The organism is Aidingimonas lacisalsi (assembly GCF_008079445.1).
Classification (GTDB): Bacteria; Pseudomonadota; Gammaproteobacteria; order Pseudomonadales; family Halomonadaceae; genus Aidingimonas; species Aidingimonas lacisalsi.
Window position 1 is genome coordinate 15,057 of record NZ_VRYH01000016.1, and the last position, 19,373, is coordinate 34,429.

Annotated in this window: 17 protein-coding genes; 5 read left to right on the forward strand and 12 right to left on the reverse strand. The window is 52.2% G+C overall.

Annotation, left to right across the window (positions count from 1 at the left end; genetic code table 11):
* Window positions 1-170: 170 nt before the first annotated feature.
* The 8 genes from FVV99_RS17980 to FVV99_RS18015 all read right to left on the reverse strand — a co-directional run bounded on the left by FVV99_RS17980 (window position 171) and on the right by FVV99_RS18015 (window position 8,353).
* Complete coding sequence (locus FVV99_RS17980) at window positions 171-899, reverse strand: FadR/GntR family transcriptional regulator (RefSeq protein ID WP_148255503.1); 729 nt, start codon at window positions 897-899, stop codon at window positions 171-173.
* Window positions 896-2,440: a tripartite tricarboxylate transporter permease gene (locus tag FVV99_RS17985; RefSeq protein ID WP_148255504.1), complete on the reverse strand. Its 1,545-nt coding sequence runs from the start codon at window positions 2,438-2,440 to the stop codon at window positions 896-898. The genes FVV99_RS17980 and FVV99_RS17985 overlap by 4 nt, the downstream gene beginning before the upstream one ends.
* Before the next feature lie 2 nt (window positions 2,441-2,442).
* Entirely contained in the window at window positions 2,443-2,919 is a 477-nt protein-coding gene (locus FVV99_RS17990) for a tripartite tricarboxylate transporter TctB family protein (RefSeq protein ID WP_148255505.1), read from the reverse strand.
* A gap of 50 nt (window positions 2,920-2,969) precedes the next feature.
* Window positions 2,970-3,935, reverse strand: a complete 966-nt coding sequence (locus FVV99_RS17995) for a Bug family tripartite tricarboxylate transporter substrate binding protein (protein ID WP_148255506.1) — start codon at window positions 3,933-3,935, stop codon at window positions 2,970-2,972.
* Between the two features lie 49 nt (window positions 3,936-3,984).
* Window positions 3,985-4,905: a dihydrodipicolinate synthase family protein gene (locus FVV99_RS18000; RefSeq protein WP_148255507.1), complete on the reverse strand. Its 921-nt coding sequence runs from the start codon at window positions 4,903-4,905 to the stop codon at window positions 3,985-3,987.
* Between the two features lie 429 nt (window positions 4,906-5,334).
* Window positions 5,335-6,339: an Ldh family oxidoreductase gene (locus FVV99_RS18005; protein ID WP_148255508.1), complete on the reverse strand. Its 1,005-nt coding sequence runs from the start codon at window positions 6,337-6,339 to the stop codon at window positions 5,335-5,337.
* A 102-nt stretch (window positions 6,340-6,441) separates the two neighbouring features.
* Window positions 6,442-7,359 (reverse strand): dihydrodipicolinate synthase family protein, encoded by a 918-nt coding sequence (locus tag FVV99_RS18010; RefSeq protein ID WP_148255509.1) that lies wholly within the window; start codon window positions 7,357-7,359, stop codon window positions 6,442-6,444.
* Between the two features lie 58 nt (window positions 7,360-7,417).
* Window positions 7,418-8,353: a 4-hydroxyproline epimerase gene (locus FVV99_RS18015; RefSeq protein ID WP_148255510.1), complete on the reverse strand. Its 936-nt coding sequence runs from the start codon at window positions 8,351-8,353 to the stop codon at window positions 7,418-7,420.
* A 466-nt stretch (window positions 8,354-8,819) separates the two neighbouring features.
* On the opposite strand from FVV99_RS18015, the gene FVV99_RS18020 reads away from it, so the two are divergent.
* From FVV99_RS18020 to FVV99_RS18030, 3 genes are all read left to right on the forward strand, one after another.
* Window positions 8,820-10,121 carry an NAD(P)/FAD-dependent oxidoreductase gene (locus FVV99_RS18020; RefSeq protein ID WP_148255511.1) on the forward strand — a complete coding sequence of 434 codons (1,302 nt, stop codon included), beginning with the start codon at window positions 8,820-8,822 and terminating at the stop codon, window positions 10,119-10,121.
* 70 nt (window positions 10,122-10,191) lie between these two features.
* On the forward strand, window positions 10,192-11,601 hold the full coding sequence (gene nhaC / locus FVV99_RS18025) for a Na+/H+ antiporter NhaC (RefSeq protein ID WP_269090070.1): 1,410 nt from the start codon (window positions 10,192-10,194) through the stop codon (window positions 11,599-11,601).
* A gap of 177 nt (window positions 11,602-11,778) precedes the next feature.
* Window positions 11,779-12,450, forward strand: a complete 672-nt coding sequence (locus FVV99_RS18030) for a GntR family transcriptional regulator (RefSeq protein ID WP_148255513.1) — start codon at window positions 11,779-11,781, stop codon at window positions 12,448-12,450.
* A gap of 91 nt (window positions 12,451-12,541) precedes the next feature.
* On the opposite strand, the gene araD1 is transcribed toward FVV99_RS18030, so the two are convergent.
* The 4 genes from araD1 to FVV99_RS18050 form a co-directional block, all read right to left on the reverse strand.
* On the reverse strand, window positions 12,542-13,543 hold the full coding sequence (araD1, locus tag FVV99_RS18035) for an AraD1 family protein (RefSeq protein ID WP_148255514.1): 1,002 nt from the start codon (window positions 13,541-13,543) through the stop codon (window positions 12,542-12,544).
* Window positions 13,544-13,550: 7 nt separating this feature from the next.
* The gene (locus FVV99_RS18040) at window positions 13,551-14,813 is read right to left on the reverse strand and encodes a TRAP transporter large permease (protein WP_148255515.1); all 1,263 of its coding nucleotides are present in this window, start codon (window positions 14,811-14,813) and stop codon (window positions 13,551-13,553) included.
* Between the two features lie 16 nt (window positions 14,814-14,829).
* A complete protein-coding gene (locus FVV99_RS18045) occupies window positions 14,830-15,324 on the reverse strand; it encodes a TRAP transporter small permease (protein WP_148255516.1) in 495 nt (164 codons plus the stop codon).
* Between the two features lie 73 nt (window positions 15,325-15,397).
* Entirely contained in the window at window positions 15,398-16,420 is a 1,023-nt protein-coding gene (locus FVV99_RS18050; RefSeq protein ID WP_161599050.1) for a TRAP transporter substrate-binding protein, read from the reverse strand.
* Window positions 16,421-16,651: 231 nt separating this feature from the next.
* On the opposite strand from FVV99_RS18050, the gene FVV99_RS18055 reads away from it, so the two are divergent.
* Together FVV99_RS18055 and FVV99_RS18060 are read left to right on the forward strand one after the other, a co-directional pair.
* Complete coding sequence (locus FVV99_RS18055; protein WP_148255518.1) at window positions 16,652-18,181, forward strand: UxaA family hydrolase; 1,530 nt, start codon at window positions 16,652-16,654, stop codon at window positions 18,179-18,181.
* A gap of 25 nt (window positions 18,182-18,206) precedes the next feature.
* Entirely contained in the window at window positions 18,207-19,184 is a 978-nt protein-coding gene (locus FVV99_RS18060; protein WP_148255519.1) for a GntR family transcriptional regulator, read from the forward strand.
* Window positions 19,185-19,373: the final 189 nt, after the last annotated feature.

Sequence of the window (19,373 nt, forward strand, 5' to 3'; positions counted from 1 at the left end):
ATGCCCCTGCCTGACCCGTTATTCCTATTGACGTAGGTGACAACACGGGAAGGCGGGGAATGGAGACGATGCTCTTGGTTCGAATCATCTGGGTGGTCATGAAGCAGGTCATGCATTCACGACACGCATGACCTGCTGTGGAATCAGCGAACTGAGTGTTCGCCCGTGCTTCACGTATCGCTCAGGTTGTCCGTGACGCGCTGGCGAACACGGTTGATATGGTGCCGCATGGCCAGTCTGGCTCCCTCGGCATCGCCCTGTTCGATGGCCGCGTAGATCATATAATGTTCATCCAGTACTTTGTCGATGCGTTCCTGGCTGGCACGCTTCGTGATGTTCAGGGCCATGTTCATGGCCTTTTCGATGTCCATGTGTATGGACTCGAGAACATTGGGGAACATGTCGTTACCGGTCGCTTCGGCGATGACCATATGGAAGGTGAAGTCGGCCTGGCTGGCGATACGGCCTTGGGAAAAATCCTCTTTCATGTCTTCCAGGGCGTTACGTAGCTGTTTCAGTTGTTCATCGCTTCGGCGCTCGGTAGCTAATGCGCTTGCCTCGCATTCCAGTGCAATGCGAACTTCATAGCTCTTGAGTAGCAGAGCGACGTCCGACGCATCCGCATATTGAGTGAGACCCGCCGGTGGTATGCGCTGGATATAACTTCCCGAGCCTTGACGCGAGACGACGATACCATCGACCTGGAGACGCATCAGGGCCTCTCGCACGACAGGACGAGAGACCGAATAGTGCTCACAGATACGGTGCTCTGAAGGCAGTTTCTCACCTTTCTTGAATGTCCCATCGATAATGGCCTGCATGAGCTTGCCATACAGTTGATCGGCCAGCTTTTCCCTTCTTGGTGGCGTTTCCAGAATGTTTTTCGTGTTGCGATTCATTGGGTTGTCCAGTTGTTCTCTCCAGGGGACTTGTCAGACTTCATCGGTTTTCGGATGGCGAGAAAATAGATGAAGAAGACAGTCAACAAGAGGAAGAACAGGCTGTCCAGGTTCGTGATGAATACCATGGGATTCCCGTTGGAAAGCGCCAGTGTCCGTCTCAGGAACTCTTCCAGGTTTGGTCCCAGGATGAAACCGAGAAGTAGGGTAACGACAGGATAGTCATGTTTACGGAGATAGTAGGCTAGTGTGCCCAACAGCAGCGTCAGTCCCATCTGGTATGTGGAGTAGGTGGCCACGTAGCTACCGACGACGGCTAGCAGCGCAATCGAGCCGTACAACACATCCTTGCGAATCGATACGATCCGGAGGAAATAGGGCCCGATCAGGAATAACGTGACCGGTATGAGTATCAGCGCGCTGAAGAGTAGTGATGCCAGCATCGGGGCGATCAATGTCGCCTGATCGGCCAGCAGTTGTGGGCCGGGCTGGATTCCGTTGATGATCAGTACGCCCAGCACGATTGCCGTGATGGGATCGCCGGGGATACCAAAGGTCAGCATGGGCACGAGAGCTCCGCCGCATACGGCGTTGTTGGCACTTTCCGAGGCGGCAATGCCTTGTGGGTTGCCGTTGCCGAAGCGTTGCGGTTCTCGAGAAGTACGCACTGCTTCTGCATAAGCGAGAAAGCTCCCCATCGATCCGCCAGCTCCTGGCAGCGTGCCGACGAAATAGCCGATCAGTGACGATTTGATATAGCACCAGATGCCAATGTCTCGGATCGAGGCGAGTGGGGGAATGAAATCGCGGCGACGAATGGACTGGGTCTGACGAATTTCATTGCTCAAGCGCCGATGTTCGGCAACGGCACCAGCCTGGATCAGAAGCTCGCTGATCGCGAAGGTACCAATGATCACCGGCATCAGGGCGATACCTGCAGTGAGTCCTTCCATGCCGAAAGTGAAGCGTGCTACGGGCACCATGGTATCGAGGCCGATGGTGGCGAGCATCAGCCCTAGACAGGCGGCCATGGCTGCCTTGACAACCCGTCCTCGTTGAGCAATCACGATGACGATCAGCGCAAACGCGATCAACGAGAACTTGCCTGCCGTCTTTACCAGTAGCGAGGCCTCGGCGATGAAGGGGGCGAGCACGATCAACAAGGTCGCACCAATGCCGCCACCGATCATGGAGGCCAGCGAGGCGTGCCCTAACGCCAGGGCCCCCTGTCCCCGTCGTTGCATGGGATAGCCTTCCAGGGCTGTCATCATCGCCGAGGGGGCCCCGGGGATGTTGATCGTCGTGGCGGTAATGCTGCCGCCACACATGCCGGCCATGTAGATACTGGCACATGCCATGAGGGCGGTCGTGATGTCCAGAGAATAGGTCAAGGGCAATAACAGGGCGAGCGCCAGCGTGGCGGTGAGCCCCGGTATGGCCGCGAACACGGTGCCGATCAGAAAGCCCGCGACCACATACAAGAGGGTGACCGGGTCGAACAGCAGGGAGAAACTTTGGATGACGAGCGCGATGAAATCCATGATCAACCCCAGAGTGTTGGTAGTCGCACACGGAAAATCTGCTCGAAGAGCAGAAAGCCGAAGATCGTGATGACCATCGCGATCAAAGCTTTTCCAAGTAAGTGAGTGCGATCGGAGAAGAGAAGGATGATGGCGAAGACATAGAGAGTCGACGCAACAAAGTAGCCGAGTGAAGTGAAGGCAACTATATAGGCGAGGGTGGCCGCGATCACCCATAGGGGACGATGAGCGTCACTGGATGATGCCTCATCCTTGGTGGGATCGGCGCTGCTGACCGCCGATCGATATAGCAGAATGAGTGCAAGAATCGTTGAGCCTGCTCCCACTATGAGGGGAAAGAATGACGCACTGAGACGGCCATTCGTGATTGGCTCATCGAGCAGGATGGCTGATACCAGATAGGCAACTGATACGCCCAATAGCAGTAAGGGGAACACCCGAGTGGTGGCCTTGTTCACGGAATTCTTATAGTGAGACATGGCTGATTACCTCGAAAGGATCGCCCCCGTTGCGGGGGCGAAGTTATGAATCAGAGTTCAAGTTCGTCCATCAACTCGTAGGTTTCTTGTTGTCGCGCATACATCCAATCGGCGACTTTCTCGGAACCGAGCCAACTGGGTGTGACCCCCACTTTAGCGACCCACTGCTGGAATTCGTCGCTGGTGAAGGCGTCATGGTAAGCAGACTCAATGGTCTGAATGACGTCCTCGGGCGTGTTTTCCGGGGCGACCAGGACGATGAAACTACCGGATTCCAACTCGAATCCCAGTTCGCTGATCGGCGGTACGTCTTGATACGTCGGGTTCTGCTCCGATGCCAATTCCGCGACCCCTCGAACATCTCCGGAGTCGATCAAGCCGGCAAAGTCCCCGAGACTGGCGATAGCCGCATCGATTTCACCGGATAGCAGGGCTTCCGATTCGGCAGCCGCCGCTCCGGGGTAGGTGATGATGTTGAAATCGGCGCCTGTCATTTCCTCTAACCGACGTGCTGCCAGATAAGGTCCCGACCCTTCGGGCATCACGCCGATACGCACGGTGTCAGGCTCGGCCTTGGCGGCTTCGATCAGCTCGTCGAAATCGGAGAATCCAGAGCGTTCGGAGACGACCACTGCGTCGGCTTCCTGGGTGATGCGGGCGATCGGTGTCATCTTGTCAAGTGAGTAACCCGGAACCAATTCGGAACGAGGCACGGTAATGACACTGTCGTAGGTCATTACACTCAGGGTGTGGCCGTCAGGGCGGGACCGTATCAGTTGCATGAGGCCCGTTGCACTGACGGCACCGGTGATGTTTTCGGCATAGATGGAAACCGGCAAGTGGTCTTCGGCCAGATCACTGATCTTGCGTGAGATTCCGTCGGTACCGCCACCGGCGGACCAGGGGACGATCAGTCGGATGTCGCGGTTGGGAAAGTCCGCAGCAGCGACGGACGAGACCAGTGTCAGAGCGGCTAGCGTACCGGTCAGAAGCGTTCTGAGAGAGTGAGTCGGCATGGGATTATCTCCATTGTTGTGCGGTTATTGCGGGTGGCGCGGGGCTACCTCATGGTTGCTTTGGATTCCATTCTGCAAGGATGTCCTGTAAGCGCTGGGATTGTTGCGCATTCAGCCGGTCGACACCGGGAGGGCGGACGGGGCCAACGTCCATGTTGGCCAGTCGCATGGCCTCCTTGACGACGGTTACATTAGTGCCGTTCTGTTCAAGGGTGCGCATGTCTTCGAAATCGGCGATGGTGGCAACGAGGTCACGGGCATGTGCCCAGTTCTCGTCTTCCAGCGCCTGGTGGAATCTCATGGAGAGTGTTGCGTTGATATTGACCAGGCCGGATGTAAACCCTCGCGCGCCATAGGCATAGAAGGGGAGTGCCCAGCTTTCCGCCAGACCACAGATCCACTTTAGTGATGCGCCTTGGGTGGCTCTCATGCACTCAGCCATTCGCAGTGGGTCCGGCACTGCATACTTGACGGCAATGACGTTATCGATATCAGCCAGGCTGGCGAAATCTGCCGGAGCCAAGGCCGCGTTGCGTGCATAGGCTACGATCGGGAGATCCGTTTCACTGGCGATGTCAGCGACGTAGCGCGATAACATGCGCGGCGAGGCGAAGGGATCGGGGGGTTGATGCACCATGATGGCATCGACACCGGCTTCCTGAGCGGCATGGGTGAGCTGGATGGCATCATGGATACTGCGTCCCACGCCGGCTGTAACAACACGCCGGCCGGCGTTGCTGTCGACGGCAACCCGGTACAGGTGAGCGATTTCAGCAAGTGTCAGCGCATAGAACTCCCCTGTATTGCCTCCGGTGACAATGTTGTGTGTTCCCGAGCGCGCGATGTTATCGACAATCTTGCTGAGTAGTTCGTCGTTGATTCGACCGGTATCGAGATAGGGGGTCACATGTACGCCCGAGACTCCCTCTAAGGCTTTCTCGATCTGCGAACGCGACGTTGCAGTGCTCATCTGCTCTCTCCTTCATGGGCTTGAATGCTCCCGGAAAGGCCGGGATTTGAAGGTTGAGATTAGAGAGAGCTATGCAAATTTGTCAAACAAGTTTGTTGCCCTTGTTGTTCATCGGTTTCAATTTATATGTTGTTTTTCAAAGCTTTGTTGGGATCGTACATGATGCTTTTAAAGACTAAAGTATAATGACATGTCCTAAAATTTGTAATATTGTTTTACATGTAACTCCTTAGAGGGACGCGTAGTGACACCCATGTCTCATGGAATATATCGGTGAATGATCGCTTGGGTGGCGAGCGACGAGAGACAGTGAGGTGGTCGATGAAGCGCGGAAATGGCGTGGGAAAAACGTCAGGCGTTGTCGTTCACCTGGGAAGGGACGTGACCAGGACACCCGAAGGTGCCCTGGCACTCAGAGCCGTCTGTCCATCACACGAGCTGCTTGAGATCGTGATACAGCGTGTCGGGGACATGAATACCGTCGTTGAAACTGCGTTCACGCGCTTCGTAGCGGCGCTGTGAAGGGAGGCGGGCGCCTTGGTCCAACATGCCCTGGAACAGGGTCTCCGCCCGGGCAAAGCAGGCCTCGTCATTGCCGGCCATGAAGTGACTCGGGTCCATGGCGATGATCAGCTCACCGTGGTAGGGAGAGGCTTTGCTGCCGTCATCGTAAGCGAGTGATTCTTCACTCGTCAGGTCATTGATCAGCGGGCCGGCGATCAGTTCGATCATTGCCGCCAGGGCAGATCCTTTATGGCCACCGAACGGTAACATGGCACCATTCAGTACCGCTTCCGGGTCCGTGGACGACTGACCTTCGGCGTCGATTCCCCAGCCTTCGGGAATGGCTCTCTGCTCACGCCGGTGGAGTTCGATATCGCCGCGTGCCACGGCACTGGTAGCGAAATCGAAAATGAACGGAAATTCATTATTGGGACGGGGCCAACCGAATGCTAACGGATTGGTACCGAACAGAGGCTTGCTGCCGCCTTCAGGCGCGACCCAAGCATGGCTCGGATTGCAGGCGAAACCGACAAGCCCTAACCCGGTGATCGCTTCAATTTCCACCCACAGTGCCGAAAAGTGGACGCAACGATTGATGACCAAAGCGGCCATGCCATGCTGTCTGGCTTTCTCGTTCAATAGGGGAAGGCCGGTCTGGAACGCGAGTTGCGAGAAGCCGCCATTGGCATCGACGCGGACGATGGCATCGGATGGCTCATGAACGCATGGCTCCGCATCGGCGACGACCTTGCCGGCGTTCAGTGTCGATACACAATTGAACAGTCGATAAAGGCCGTGGGAGTGGCATTCATCGCGCTGCCCTGCGACGACGGTATCGGCCAGGGCGCGAGTCTGTCGATCACTGAAGCCGTGTTGTTTCAGGATGGTCTCCGCCAGTGAATACGCTTCATCGGTACTTATATATGCCATAAACTAGGCTGCTCCATCACCGAGGGTTGAATCAGTGAGTCGGATCGGTAGGGCAGGGACTGCGACAGACAGCCGGTGCGCCCATCGCATGCCCCGATCGCGTTACTTGCTGATGTCAGGAAGAGACGGACGGGTTTCCAGCGCCTTGCGCATGACTTGCTCGACATGAGCCCGATCCTTGTCCGGCAGTGCCAAGCGTGGTGGGCGCGTGAGGGAAGTGCCGCGCTCCATGATTTCTTCACAGAGCTTGATGCACTGAACCAGATCGGGGCGTGCATCCAGATGCAGCAATGGCATGAACCATTCATATAAGGGCATCGCTTCTTCGAAACGTCCTGCCTTTGCCAGTCGGAAGAGTGTCTCACCTTCTTTGGGAAAGGCATTGGACATCCCGGACACCCAACCTTGTGCTCCCACGGCAACGCTTTCGACGATCACATCATCCAGCCCCGCGAAAAGCACGAAACGATCGCCGACTTCATTGTGCACATCGACAAAGCGGCGCGTGTCACCTGAAGAGTCCTTGAAGCAGACGATGTTGTCGCAATCGGCAAGTGAGATCAGGATATCCGGGGTGACATCGCACTTATAAATAGGCGGGTTGTTATAGACCATCACTGGCAGGTCGGTGTTGCTGGCAACACTTCTGAAATGCTGAGCGGTCTCGAACGGTTTGGACGAATAAACCAGGGCCGGCATGAGCATGATGCCGTCAGCCCCTCCCTTCTCGACTTGCGAAGCAACCTGAATGGCTTGCTGTGTCGTGAACTCGGCAATGCCTGAGATAACCGGTATACGGTTCTCGGAAGCATCCTTGGCCACTTCGACGAGACGAATTTTTTCTTCCGTGCTGAGAGAGGTGTTCTCTCCCACGGAACCACAAACGACGAGGCCGGAAACACCATCACGGACGAGGTTCGCAATGACGTTATGGGTGGCATCGTAATCCACCGAATAGTCCGGTCTGAATTGAGTCGTGACTGCGGGAAACACACCGCTCCAATGAATGGCTTTGCTCATATCGTTCTCCTTGAAAAACGTCGCTTCATGGGTTCTCACTCTCTGGACGATAACGGGTTCACGAGGGGGTTATTCCCCATGCAAACGGGTCTTTTTCGTCGATCAAGAGAGTGCTTTCAGAACTGATGTAGGCCCGACCTCTGATGTAAGGACGGATATGGTCATCCTCCCATCGATAGTAGGCTTCGAACTGACTGCCCGTAATGCTTGCTTGCTGCCAAATTTCGTTCTCGGCCAATTTGCCATCCGCAGCCAGGCAGGCGAGCTTGGCACTCGTGCCCGTTCCACAGGGGGAACGGTCGTACGCTTTGCCCGGACATAGCACGAAATTCTTGCTGTCGGCACTCGTGTCCCTGGTAAACAGCTCGACATGATCGATCAACGCGCCACCGTCGCCAGTGATGGATTGGGCTTCGAGCGCTTGGCGAATTTGCCAGGTAAACGCGGTCAGGTGCTCTACATTATCGAGCTGGAGTGATTGGTCATGGTCGTTGACGAGGAAAAACCAGTTACCGCCCCAAGCGATATCGCCGTGAACGATGCCGAAGCCAGACACATCGACGGGAACCTGCTTTCGGTATCGGTAGGAGAGAACGTTGCTGATGGTTACGTCGCCTTCATCATCCAGTTGGGCGCTGACACTGCCTACTGGGGTCTCGATGACATGGGTACCGGTCGCAATCATGCCCTGATACTGCAGTGAGGCGATCAGTCCTATCGTGCCGTGACCACACATTCCCAGGTACCCGGTATTATTGAAAAAGATGACACCACACGTGGAGCCGGGCCGTTGCGGCTCACAATAAAGCGCACCGACGAGCACATCGTGGCCCCGCGGCTCCAGCATGCATGCCTGACGCCATCGGTCATGCGTATTGCGTAAAGCGTCACATTGTTCGGCAACGGTCGATCCCTCCAGGTCGGGAAATCCCTGAAGTACTAGTCGTGTTGGTTCACCCCCGGTGTGGGAGTCAATGACCTCGATGCGTCTCATGAGAACCCTCGGTATGTGTTGTGCTGTCGTTCCGGTGTCATGGGGAGTTCAGTGGTCATGTATTGCTTGATGATTTTTATATTTTATACAATCTTCAGGCAGTCTTGTGAAGGCGTGCTGTATGCATGATGGGGTCAGGATGGGCAGATGTCGGATGAGAAAGCGTCAACCACGGGTCTAACAGCATCTGTATCAATCTTTAGTGGCATGACCGTTCATCGCGTGCGATGACAAGGCTCAACCATGCTAGGCATCGTCTGAACAGCGCCTAGAGCGGAAGTGGGAATCGCCTCCACAGCGAGTTTCAGGCGAGTCGTAAGCGGCAGGTGATGGCCGGAGACACAGGTCCATTACGCTATGGCTCATGCCACCTTCGTCGACATTGAATTGACGATTACTATAATATATTTTATACAATCGACAACAACATGAAGCAGTTGCCTTCGATGCCAAGGACAAGATCACCATGGGTTCAGAAGACACAGCACATCCTGGGGGCTATGACGCCGATATTATCGTGATCGGGGCCGGTGTCGTGGGAGCCGCATGCGCACTGGAACTTAGTCGTCAGGGGGCGAACGTCCAGGTATTGGACCGTCAGGCACCAGGGAAGGGGGCTTCATACGGGAATGCGGGACATATGGCCACTGAGCAGGTGTTTCCCATTGCCGATGCGTCGATTTTGAAGCGATTGCCACGCATGTTGGTAGATCCCATGGGGCCTTTGCGTCTCGATTGGAAGTATGTACCCAAGGCCCTACCCTGGTTTGCCCGTTTAGTATGGAATTTACGCCCAACCTCTTATCGAAACAGTGTCAGCGGTCTTAGAGCGCTGAATGAACAGAGTCTGCCGGCCTGGAGGCGTTTGCTCGCTTCCATCGACCAATCCCACTTGCTGCAAGAGTCCGGTTCCTTTCTCATTTATGAGTCCGCGAAGGGGAAAGACGAGGCTGATCATGTTGTTGCGCGCATGAGTGAACACGGCGTGCCCGTTGAATCGTGGACACGTGAAGCGGTCGCGCAGCGTATACCGGCGCTCTCCAATAGCATCATGGGGGGGCTATTCTTTCCGGCGACAGGGCATGTGGTAGAGCCGTTCAGTGTCGTCAATAGCCTGGTGGACTCGGCTAGACGCCATGGAGTCGATTTCAAGACCGCCGATGTCGTGAAAGCCGAGAAGGGACGCGAAGGAATCACGCTTACGACAAGCGCTGGGGTACTGGTCACCAGGAAGGTCGTTATCGCCTGTGGTGCTCATTCTCAACAACTCACCAAAGCGTTAACGGGGGTTCATGTTCCGTTGGATACGGAGCGCGGGTACCACTTGATGCTGCCGAAAGAAACTGGCCGCCTCCCTGTTGCGGTGACCTCCCTCGAGCGCAAATTCATCATGACTCCCATGAGTCACGGATTGCGGTTGGCAGGGACTGTCGAATTCGCCGGGCTCAAGCAACCGGCAATGATGAAACGTGCGTGGCAACTTCATAAATTGAGCGATGGTTTATTCAAATCGAGACTGAATATTGAAGATGCCTCTCCATGGATGGGGTTTAGACCCTCACTTCCCGATTCATTACCAGTCATTGATTGCTACGAAGAAGATGAACGAATTCTTCTCGCTTTTGGTCATCACCACCTAGGACTAACACAAGCCGCGATAACAGCCGAAATTATCGGTAATTTAGCAGTGGGAGGAGACAGAAACACATTTCAGAAAGATGATGTCTGCATATCACTAAAACCATATAAAATTTCTCGTTTCGCATGATTTAAATATAGAAAACAAAAGTAAAGGAGTTTGTATGTCTTCTGCTGAGAATGGTATAAGATTACCGACCATGACAGAAGTCGTCTCTGTCATGGTCGGCTTTATAGCTATCATTTTTTTATGCATCAATGTTTTCGAGCTTCCCATACAGTTAGCGCTTTTTGCTTCCTGGTTTCTTGTCATGGCGTTAGGCCTCAGGCTGAAAATGCCTTATGAAACCATGCAAAGAGGCATTATCGATGGCATATATAATGGCATGGAGGCCGTGCTGGTACTGACGACTGTCGGCGCATTGATAGGTACCTGGATTGCCGGCGGTATCGTGCCCAGCATCATCTATTATGGGTTGTCCGTCATGAACCCGCAGATATTTCTATTCGCGGCGTTCGTCATCTGTGCCTTGACGTCGCTGTCAACCGGCACATCGTTCGGCACGGCGGGAACCGCCGGTGTCGCGATGATGGGAATTGGCCATAGCTTCGGTATCCCGCTGCCCCTCGTGGCAGGCGCCGTGATTTCCGGTGCCTATGTCGGCGATAAAATGTCTCCCTTGTCCGATACGACCGTCATGACGGCTTCACTATGTAAAGTGAACCTGATCGACCACATACGCTCCATGCTTTGGGTAAGTGCCCCCGCCATAGCGATCGTTTCGGTATTGTTCCTCGTGGTCGGGTTTTTCTACATCAGTGACAGTGTAGATACATCACGTGCTCAGGTTGCGATGCAAGCCCTAGGGGATCAGTTTTCGATCAGTGTATGGTTGCTTGTCCCTGCGCTCATAGTCATCGCACTGCTGACACGCAGATACCCGGCGATCCCTGTCATCGCGTTTGGTGCGTTGCTGGGCAGTATATGTGCGTGGTTGGTGCAGGGTATCCATCCCATCGAGGCCATTCGGATCGCTTATGTCGGCAACTCTCTGGAATCTGATGTGGAGTTTCTCGATACATTGCTGAACCGAGGTGGCATCGAATCCATGTTGGGTGTCATTGCACTGATTCTTTTTGCCTTGGGTCTTGGTGGTTTGCTGGAACGAATCGGCGTGCTGAAGGCCATCAGCAACAACTTTTTGCGTTGGGCGAACAACCCTGGCCGCTTGACGATTTCCACGATGCTAGGTGGCCTGTTCGGCAATGTGTTTGGCGGGGCGGCTTATGTGTCGCTGATTACTGCCAGTACGATTACCGAGAAAAACTACGATGATCAGGGTGTGGACCGTCGAGTCTTGTCACGGAATACCGAAGCCGGGGGGACGATTACGACACCCATGGTGCCGTGGACGGATGGTGGTGTATTCATGGCGTCGACGCTAGGGGTTGCCACCATGAGCTATCTACCCTTCATGTGGTACCACATGCTGGTGATTGTGATCTCGATCTTCTATGGTTTTGCCAACATAGCGATCTGGCGAGTGCCGTCCAAGAATGAACGCGAGTCACAGGCAAACTTCGAGGGGCAGCCGGCAACATCCCAGTAAAGCATTGAGAGTATCGAGACTCCAAGTTCCAGTGCCTGGCCTGCATGCCAGGCACTTTTCCTTGTACTACGATACGTTCACGATGGCGCTTACGCCAAGATGACTCAGTCTTCATTCATGGACAAATGAAGAAGCGGTGTATAAAATATATAAAATTCTGGGGAACACGTCGACTCTATGGAAACTTATAAGACGCGTGCTCAGCATGTCGCGGATGATCTTCGAAGACGTATCCTGGGAGGGGAGTTCAAAGGCGGTACACAGCTTCGCCAGGATGCGCTGGCCAAGGACTACTCTGTCAGTCGGATTCCCGTCAGAGAAGCGTTATTTACGTTAGAATCCGAGGGATTGGTGGAGTTTCATGCGCATCGGGGGGCTTTTGCCACCGAGTTATCCGTCGATAAAATACGCGAGTTATTCGATCTACGTGTTTTGCTGGAAACGTATATATTAAGAGCATCGATACCCAATCTTACCGATCAAGATATCACGAACGCCGAAAATATCTTGAGTGAATATGATTCTGCTCTGGATAGTGGTCATCATATCGACAACTGGAGTGAATACAATTTTGCATTTCATAAAGCACTTTACGCTCCTGCAGGTTTTCCCGAAACGCTATCACTGATAACCCAGATCAATACCAAGTCAGATCGTTATATCAGAATGCAGCTACTCTACACTCAAGAGATAGAGAAAGCCGAGAAAGAGCATCACGAATTACTGGAACTGGCTCGAACAAGTCAAGTGGATAGCGCCTGTGCACTGTTGGAACGACATATTCTAGGGGCATGTGAAGGTATCGTTGCTGTACTCGAAGAGCGTTCGCAAAGTATCAAGACTCCTTGATCGCCGGGTATGTCTTCCCCGATGAATGACGAGCAGCCATGTTTGGCTGCTCTTTTTTGTCCTGGTTTCTACGTTTGCAAGCGGCGTATAGTCATAGGGGGAGGATAGTGGAGAACTTCGTTGATGCTGTCTCTAACGAGTTGACCAACGGATGACTCGTTATGTTGCTGGAAATGTGAATTTCATCCCCCGCTTGCAGCTGAATAGCATCGGCAAAACTCAGGGTTGCTGCCCCGAAGAAATGCACATGAACTTGGCCCGGTATCCTGAATGGGGCGTACTTGAAATGATGATACTCTAGATTGGACAAGGAATGACACATATGCCGTTCACCACTAAGGAAATCTTTTGACCAGATGGTATTCTGTGACCGGCGGATCGAGATGTGACCTGTGACTTCTTCAGGGAGTTCACCGATGAGTATTTCAGGACCGATACTGCAGTCCCGCAATTTTGAATGCGCTAGATATAAGTAATTTTGTTTTTCAGTTATATGATCGGAAAACTCATTACCCAAAGTGTAACCAATGCGGAAAACTTTACCCGAGTCATTGACGATGTACACTCCTGCCAATTCGGCTTCTTCGCCGCCATCAAGGGCGAAATCGGGCATTGCCAGGGGAGAGTGAGGCGCTTTCAGAATATACCCGGTTCCTTTGTAGAACCATTCGGGCTGTACACCGGTCTCACCGTCCTGTGGCTTCCCTCCCTGGACTCCGAGCTCGAACATACGCTGTGTGTCCGTAGCACTCTCTTGCTGGGCCTCACCGCTGGATGGGGCTTCATGCATATTATGCCGTGGTGCAGCACTGCCTAAGTGTGTCAATCCTGTTCCAGTCAACAACAGATGAGATGGATCCGGATGAGTGATAGGGGAGAGAATGCGTTGTTCGCCAATTGCTCTAGCATAGCTTAATGCTATGTCAGTTGTATGTTTTTCAACCAATTCATGCAGGGAATGGCCATGATTAGCAGCTGCTAAAGCAAGATCATAGAGGGGCTTATCCAGGAGGTGCAGCATATCGCCATTGACACGGGCGGCGATAGCCTGTCCATGATCGTTGGTAACTTGAATCAAGTTTAATTTATCCATGATAACCTCAGTTAATGAATGTCAATGACAGCCAGGGGACGTAGGTTACGACCAGAAGCGCTGCCAGTAATGTTAAAAAGAAAGGAATCGAAGCGCGTAAGAAACGCATGGTGTCTAGTTTTGCGATATTGCAACTGACAAACATCAATACGCCTAGAGGGGGAGTGATTTGCCCGATCAACAAGTTGAAGAGCATGACGATGCCGAAATGAACTAGGCTAACATCCAAAGAATTGAGAAGGGGAATCAAGATCGGCACTAGAACGATAATGACAGCTATCGTCTCCATGAACATGCCGATGACGAGAAGTGCTATATTGAGTAGCAGAAGTACTAGCCAGGGATTATCGGTAATGCTTGTGATCCAGGACACTACTTCCTGAGGGGCCTGCAGAATACTCAAGGACCACGATAAGGGGGCTGAAGCAGCAATGATGATAAGGATCGATGAAGCTTCTCTTGCAGTGGAAGTGAGTAGTTCACCCATATCTTTCCAGTTTAGTGAACCATAAACATATTTTCCTACAAAAAATGAATAAGCGACAGCAATAGCCGCGACTTCCGTTACCGTAAAAATACCCATCCGGAAACCAACGATAATGATGACCGGCATGAACAGGGCCCATATCGAGGTTTTTAGAGTCTTGTATACGCGTTGCCTGTTGAACGCCGAGTCCTTGGGGTATTGCTTAAAGAAGCTGATCAGCGTGATCAGTGATGTCAACAGGAAAGCAATCAGTAATCCCGGCAGGATGCCTGCAATGAAAAGATCACCAATGGAAATGTTGGCTTGCCATCCATAAATGACCATTAAGATCGATGGCGGGATGATTGGCGATAACGTAGCGGACGAGGTCGTCAGGACAACGGAAAATCCACGGTCATACCCATGCTTTTCCATCTGTGGGACCATGACGCGGGTGGTCGCGGCACAGTCGGCAAGGGATGACCCTGATATACCGGCCATCAACACGCTCGATAGCACGTTGACATGTGCCAGACCACCGCGAAGATGGCCGACCAGCGAACGGCAGAAATCGAAGAGTCGTTCGCTGATGCCGCTTTTGTTCATGATCCCGCCTGCCAGCATGAACAGCGGTATGGCCAGGAGGGGAAATGACTGAACGCCTGAGGATACCCGTTGCGCTAGTACGTTCATGGGAATATCCAGAGCAATGATCGAGACAACGGATACTCCCATCATCGCCAACGCAATAGGCATACCTAGTAAGATCAGCGTGAATAGGAGAAGGATTATTACAAGTAGCATATCGCATTCCTATAATTTATTCTGCCGTTTCAAAAGCAATAAAGCTTTTGTCTATGAAAATATTGGTAACGAGGTGGAATGCACTGAAAGCAAACATTACCGGCATCGATAGAGAGTAAAAACTCATGGAGATGCCTAGAATAGGAGAGGTGTTGTTGATGACACCTTTCGTGTAATGGTACCCAAGGTTTATCATGTACAACAGTATTATAAGAGATAATAGGAATATAGCCGTTCTTATAAGGAACTGAAGGCCTGCGGGAATCTTCTTGATAATGGAGTCTACCGTTATATGTTTCTGTTCAGCAAACGATATGCTAGTCCCTATGAATGTTAGCCAGACAATTAGAAGTTTCGCAATACTCTCACTCCAGACGAAGGGGCTACCAATAACGTAACGAAAGAAAACGCCAACTACCAGTAGCAAGGTTACGGTACCTAGGAGCGCTGCTGCTGCAAGTTTCTCATACTTGAGTATCCAACTATTGAGATGGAGTAGTGACTCTTTCATGAATAACTCCTAAGTCGCTCATGGACCCTTCGTTCGTTGGTGGTTGATTGAACGAAGGGTCCGGTGTGATCCGTTAGTTGGCTTCTCGATAAGCTTTTATTTCATTCATGACGCGGTTGAAGTGTCCTTCTCCCCAACGGTCAGTCAGCTCGCCGTATGCAGATTGTGCAGCTTTCTCGAAAGAAGAGCGGTCGATATCCTCAATGACATTGATCATATCCTTGCTCTTCATTTCATCTAACATTTCATCTTCTCGGCTGCTTTGCATGGCGTAGTTTTCTTCAGAGAGTTCCTGGATGCTACTTTCAAGAATCTCCTGGTTTTCTTCTGATAGAGAATTGAAGCTATCGCTGTTTATGAGGACGACTTGACTTTGTAGCATGTGGCGAGTCATGACCAAGTTATCTTGGACCTCGTAGAACTTTCTTGCATAAATAGTCGGAATCGGGTTTTCCTGGCCGTCTACCGTTCCCTGTTGCAGTGCTAAATACACTTCACTGAACGGGATAGGAGTCGCGGATGCATCGAAGGCATTGATCATTTCTACCCAGGCGGGGGACTCGGGAACCCGGATCTTCAGATCTTTCATATCGGATACCTGAGTCACTTCTTCGCCATTGACGGTCAGGTTACGCCATCCCCAATACCATGTTTTGGAGAGAGGCGTTAAACCGTATTGCTCATCCAGCTCGTCGAAGATGGGTTGATAGGCCTTGCCTTCGAGTATGTGCTTTGCCTCATCCCAGCTTTGAAACATGAATGGGGCGTTTGATATTTCCAATGGCGGCAGCAGTGTACTGGCGCCGGAATAACCAGGAATCACGATATCGACAGAGCCTTCGCTCGCCTGTTCCAGAAGCTCGACCTCCGAGCCGAGTTGTTCGCTTGGGAACACTTGGATGGTGAGGTCGCCATCCGTACGTTGTTCGATCATGTCCGGCAGCTTGTCGAATAGCTCGTAGCTTGCTTCGCCGGGATTGAACGTATGGGCAAGGCGCAACGAGGTTGCTGCATTGGCGGTGAGCGATCCCCCTACCATGGCGCCTGTTACCAGGGTCAGTCCGATCGTTCTGGTCATGCTCATTGTTCGGTTCATGTTATATGCCTCATCGTTTGTGATTCGTATGGCGTTGGGCATTGGCGTGTAGCCCATCGGCGCACAGAGGCAATCTAGAGTAAATGAACATTGCGTTCAATAACCATTATTTGAGACCATGGTCTAATCGACGGTGTCTCAGGACTTGCTAAGGTGCCGGCATGCCAGTGAGGTTGTTGGTCGGCCCGGCCTTTCGCGTCGGGAGACTTCAGTATCGAGTTGGAGATGAAAATGGATCTCATTAATAGCTCGTCGTCAGTCATTCGACTGAGCGCACGAGATAATGCGGGTGTAGCCTCTACGGCGATAGCGACTGGAATGCCTATTGGTGCTGAGGGCATCGTCGCGAAAGAGAATATCGATGCAGGCCATAAAATCGCCTTATGCGACATCTCCAGTGGGGAACCCGTTTATAAGTATGGGCAGGTCATCGGGGTTGCGAATCGCCATATCGCTGCTGGTGAGCATATACATACCGACAATCTTGCAATGACCGATAAAAGCTCGTCGTTACAAGACTTCTCTCCGCATGAAAAAACGGAAGTGATAGAGAATGATCGGGTATTCCAAGGGTACCATCGTGCGGATGGTTCCGTAGGCACTCGCAACTATATCGGCATACTTTCGACCGTCAATTGTTCGGCTACCGTTGCCAAGGTAGCTGCTGATGAACTGAATAAGTCCCAGGAGATTCAAGACCTTGGTTTCGACGGTGTCGTCGCGATCACTCACGGTTCGGGCTGTGCCATGAACACTGAGTCTGAAGGGTTTGCTTTTTTGGAGCGTGTCATAGCTGGCTACGCTCAGCATCCTAATTTTGCTTTTGTCCTTATCATTGGCTTGGGATGTGAAACGAACCAGGTCAAGAGATTAGTAAAGGAATCCGGGATTGAAGACAGCTCCCGGCTTTCTTATTTCAATATTCAGGACACTGGTGGAACTCGCTCGAGTATTACCAGGGCCTGCAGTCAAGTTTATGAAATGGCAAGGAACTACGGGGGCATTGAACGCCAACCAGCACCTCTGAAACATCTTACTGTGGCATTGCAATGTGGTGGTTCGGATGGCTACTCCGGTATCACCGCCAACCCTGCATTGGGTGTTGCTTCTGATATGCTTGTGAAGCATGGGGCGAGTGTTATCTTGGGTGAAACACCTGAGATCTATGGTGCTGAGCATTTGCTGATCGAACGTGCCATCGATAAAGAGATCGCTAGGAAATTGCTGGAACGCATAGCCTGGTGGAAACACTACACTGAAATCAACGGTGCTGAACTGAATAATAACCCATCTCCGGGAAATAAGGCCGGGGGGCTTTCGACGATTCTGGAAAAATCTCTTGGGGCCGTGGCAAAAAGTGGCAGCTCCAGTCTGAATGATGTGCTTGAATACGCAGAGAGAATAAAACGGCCCGGGTTTAATTTCATGGATAGTCCTGGCTATGATCCAGTCTCTGTTACCGGTCAAATCGCCTCGGGGTCCAACCTGGTATGTTTTACGACCGGCAGAGGGTCAGTATCGGGCTATAAGCCTTCTCCGTGTCTCAAGCTTGCAACTAACACCGCAATGTATGAAAAAATGTCCGAGGACATGGATATCAACTGTGGAATGATCGTTGATGGCATGGCGAGTGTCGATGAGCTTGGCGAGATAATTTTTGAACAGATTATTGCTATTGCCTCCGGGAAATTAAGTGCCAGTGAGTCACTTGGATATGGGAACAATGAGTTCGTGCCATGGATGGTTGGTGCTGTTACATGAATGTCGCATACAGTGGTTGTTCTGAATGATGAAAACGCTAAAAGAGCAACTATATTTGACACTTGATAAAGGGATGGAGAGTGGGCGACTTGAGCCAGGCCTGGTATTACTGGAAGGTAATATCGCGGAATTGTTTGGTATGAGTCGTTCACCCGTCAGACAAACGCTTCGTCAATTGCACGATGAAGGTAAAGTGAGCCGTTTTGATGGACGAGGCTATCTTGTTGGTGACAGTCCTGCGGAAGTCATCAGAAGACCCATCACGTCAGAGGACATCAAGAATCTCGGGGAGCTTTCCAATGTAGAGCGTCAGGATTCCTGGGTTGTACATGCGGAAGCTATCGAACGCGATATTGTGCTGTGTTCCATGAAAGGGTCGTTTGAGCTTAACGAGCTGAAATTGGCTCGGGTGTTGGATGTTAGCCGAACGATTACCCACAGAATCTTGTTGCACCTGCAATCGATAGGTGTGCTGGAAAAAGTGAAGTATAGTAGTTGGAGAGTGGTTCCCCTCGATGATGACCGTCTGCATAACCTTTATGAGGCCAGGCGTCAGTTAGAGCCGTTCATGATTGGCTGCGCAACAACGAGAATTCCCAAAGAAGATATTTCCAATTATATTGATAAGCTCGAGCATGCTTCTGCTAAATACCCTCATGTCAGCAGTGAACTGCTTGATGAGCTTGAAAATGACTTGCATGGTGATGCGGTAAGCCAAGGTGGGAATCAAGAAATATCGAATATGCTGAGCCGTGCTCGCCCCATACTTTTGATCAGCAAGCACCTGCTGGGATCTTCCATTGAGCTACCCGATAATGACCCATTTTTCGATGAGCATCGTTGGATTTTTGAACGGATGCTCGAGGATAAGCCGCGTGAGGCAAGTCAAGCGCTTGAAGAACACCTGACACGTTCTGAATCCAAGGTTCTCGACCGTCTTGCACATTTCCGGCGCGAAGGCCAAGTGGCTATTCCGAGCTACCTGAAAGCTGCTGACAAGTAGCTGTAAGCAGAGCGTAATCCATGATTGACGAAGACGAGCAGCCCATCGGGCTGCTCGTCTTCTTGCAGGGCGGGTAGGCTTACTGCTCGCGCTTGCCATCCACCAGGCGCGTGACCTTCAGCGGATTGTCGTCCTGCAGTGCCGTCGGCAGCAGGGTGCCCGGCAGGTTCTGGTAGCACACCGGCCGCA

What these genes read in the sequence shown, in the direction of transcription:
- FVV99_RS17980 (WP_148255503.1), bottom strand. Translation starts at nt 899, where the DNA reads ATGAATCGCAACACGAAAAACATTCTGGAAACGCCACCAAGAAGGGAA.
- FVV99_RS18005 (WP_148255508.1), bottom strand. Translation starts at nt 6,339, where the DNA reads ATGGCATATATAAGTACCGATGAAGCGTATTCACTGGCGGAGACCATC.
- FVV99_RS18010 (WP_148255509.1), bottom strand. Translation starts at nt 7,359, where the DNA reads ATGAGCAAAGCCATTCATTGGAGCGGTGTGTTTCCCGCAGTCACGACT.
- FVV99_RS18055 (WP_148255518.1), top strand. Translation starts at nt 16,652, where the DNA reads ATGGATCTCATTAATAGCTCGTCGTCAGTCATTCGACTGAGCGCACGA.
- FVV99_RS18045 (WP_148255516.1), bottom strand. Translation starts at nt 15,324, where the DNA reads ATGAAAGAGTCACTACTCCATCTCAATAGTTGGATACTCAAGTATGAG.
- FVV99_RS17995 (WP_148255506.1), bottom strand. Translation starts at nt 3,935, where the DNA reads ATGCCGACTCACTCTCTCAGAACGCTTCTGACCGGTACGCTAGCCGCT.
- FVV99_RS18030 (WP_148255513.1), top strand. Translation starts at nt 11,779, where the DNA reads ATGGAAACTTATAAGACGCGTGCTCAGCATGTCGCGGATGATCTTCGA.
- nhaC (WP_269090070.1), top strand. Translation starts at nt 10,192, where the DNA reads ATGACAGAAGTCGTCTCTGTCATGGTCGGCTTTATAGCTATCATTTTT.
- FVV99_RS17990 (WP_148255505.1), bottom strand. Translation starts at nt 2,919, where the DNA reads ATGTCTCACTATAAGAATTCCGTGAACAAGGCCACCACTCGGGTGTTC.
- FVV99_RS17985 (WP_148255504.1), bottom strand. Translation starts at nt 2,440, where the DNA reads ATGGATTTCATCGCGCTCGTCATCCAAAGTTTCTCCCTGCTGTTCGAC.
- araD1 (WP_148255514.1), bottom strand. Translation starts at nt 13,543, where the DNA reads ATGGATAAATTAAACTTGATTCAAGTTACCAACGATCATGGACAGGCT.
- FVV99_RS18040 (WP_148255515.1), bottom strand. Translation starts at nt 14,813, where the DNA reads ATGCTACTTGTAATAATCCTTCTCCTATTCACGCTGATCTTACTAGGT.
- FVV99_RS18020 (WP_148255511.1), top strand. Translation starts at nt 8,820, where the DNA reads ATGGGTTCAGAAGACACAGCACATCCTGGGGGCTATGACGCCGATATT.
- FVV99_RS18015 (WP_148255510.1), bottom strand. Translation starts at nt 8,353, where the DNA reads ATGAGACGCATCGAGGTCATTGACTCCCACACCGGGGGTGAACCAACA.
- FVV99_RS18050 (WP_161599050.1), bottom strand. Translation starts at nt 16,420, where the DNA reads ATGAACCGAACAATGAGCATGACCAGAACGATCGGACTGACCCTGGTA.
- FVV99_RS18000 (WP_148255507.1), bottom strand. Translation starts at nt 4,905, where the DNA reads ATGAGCACTGCAACGTCGCGTTCGCAGATCGAGAAAGCCTTAGAGGGA.
- FVV99_RS18060 (WP_148255519.1), top strand. Translation starts at nt 18,207, where the DNA reads ATGATGAAAACGCTAAAAGAGCAACTATATTTGACACTTGATAAAGGG.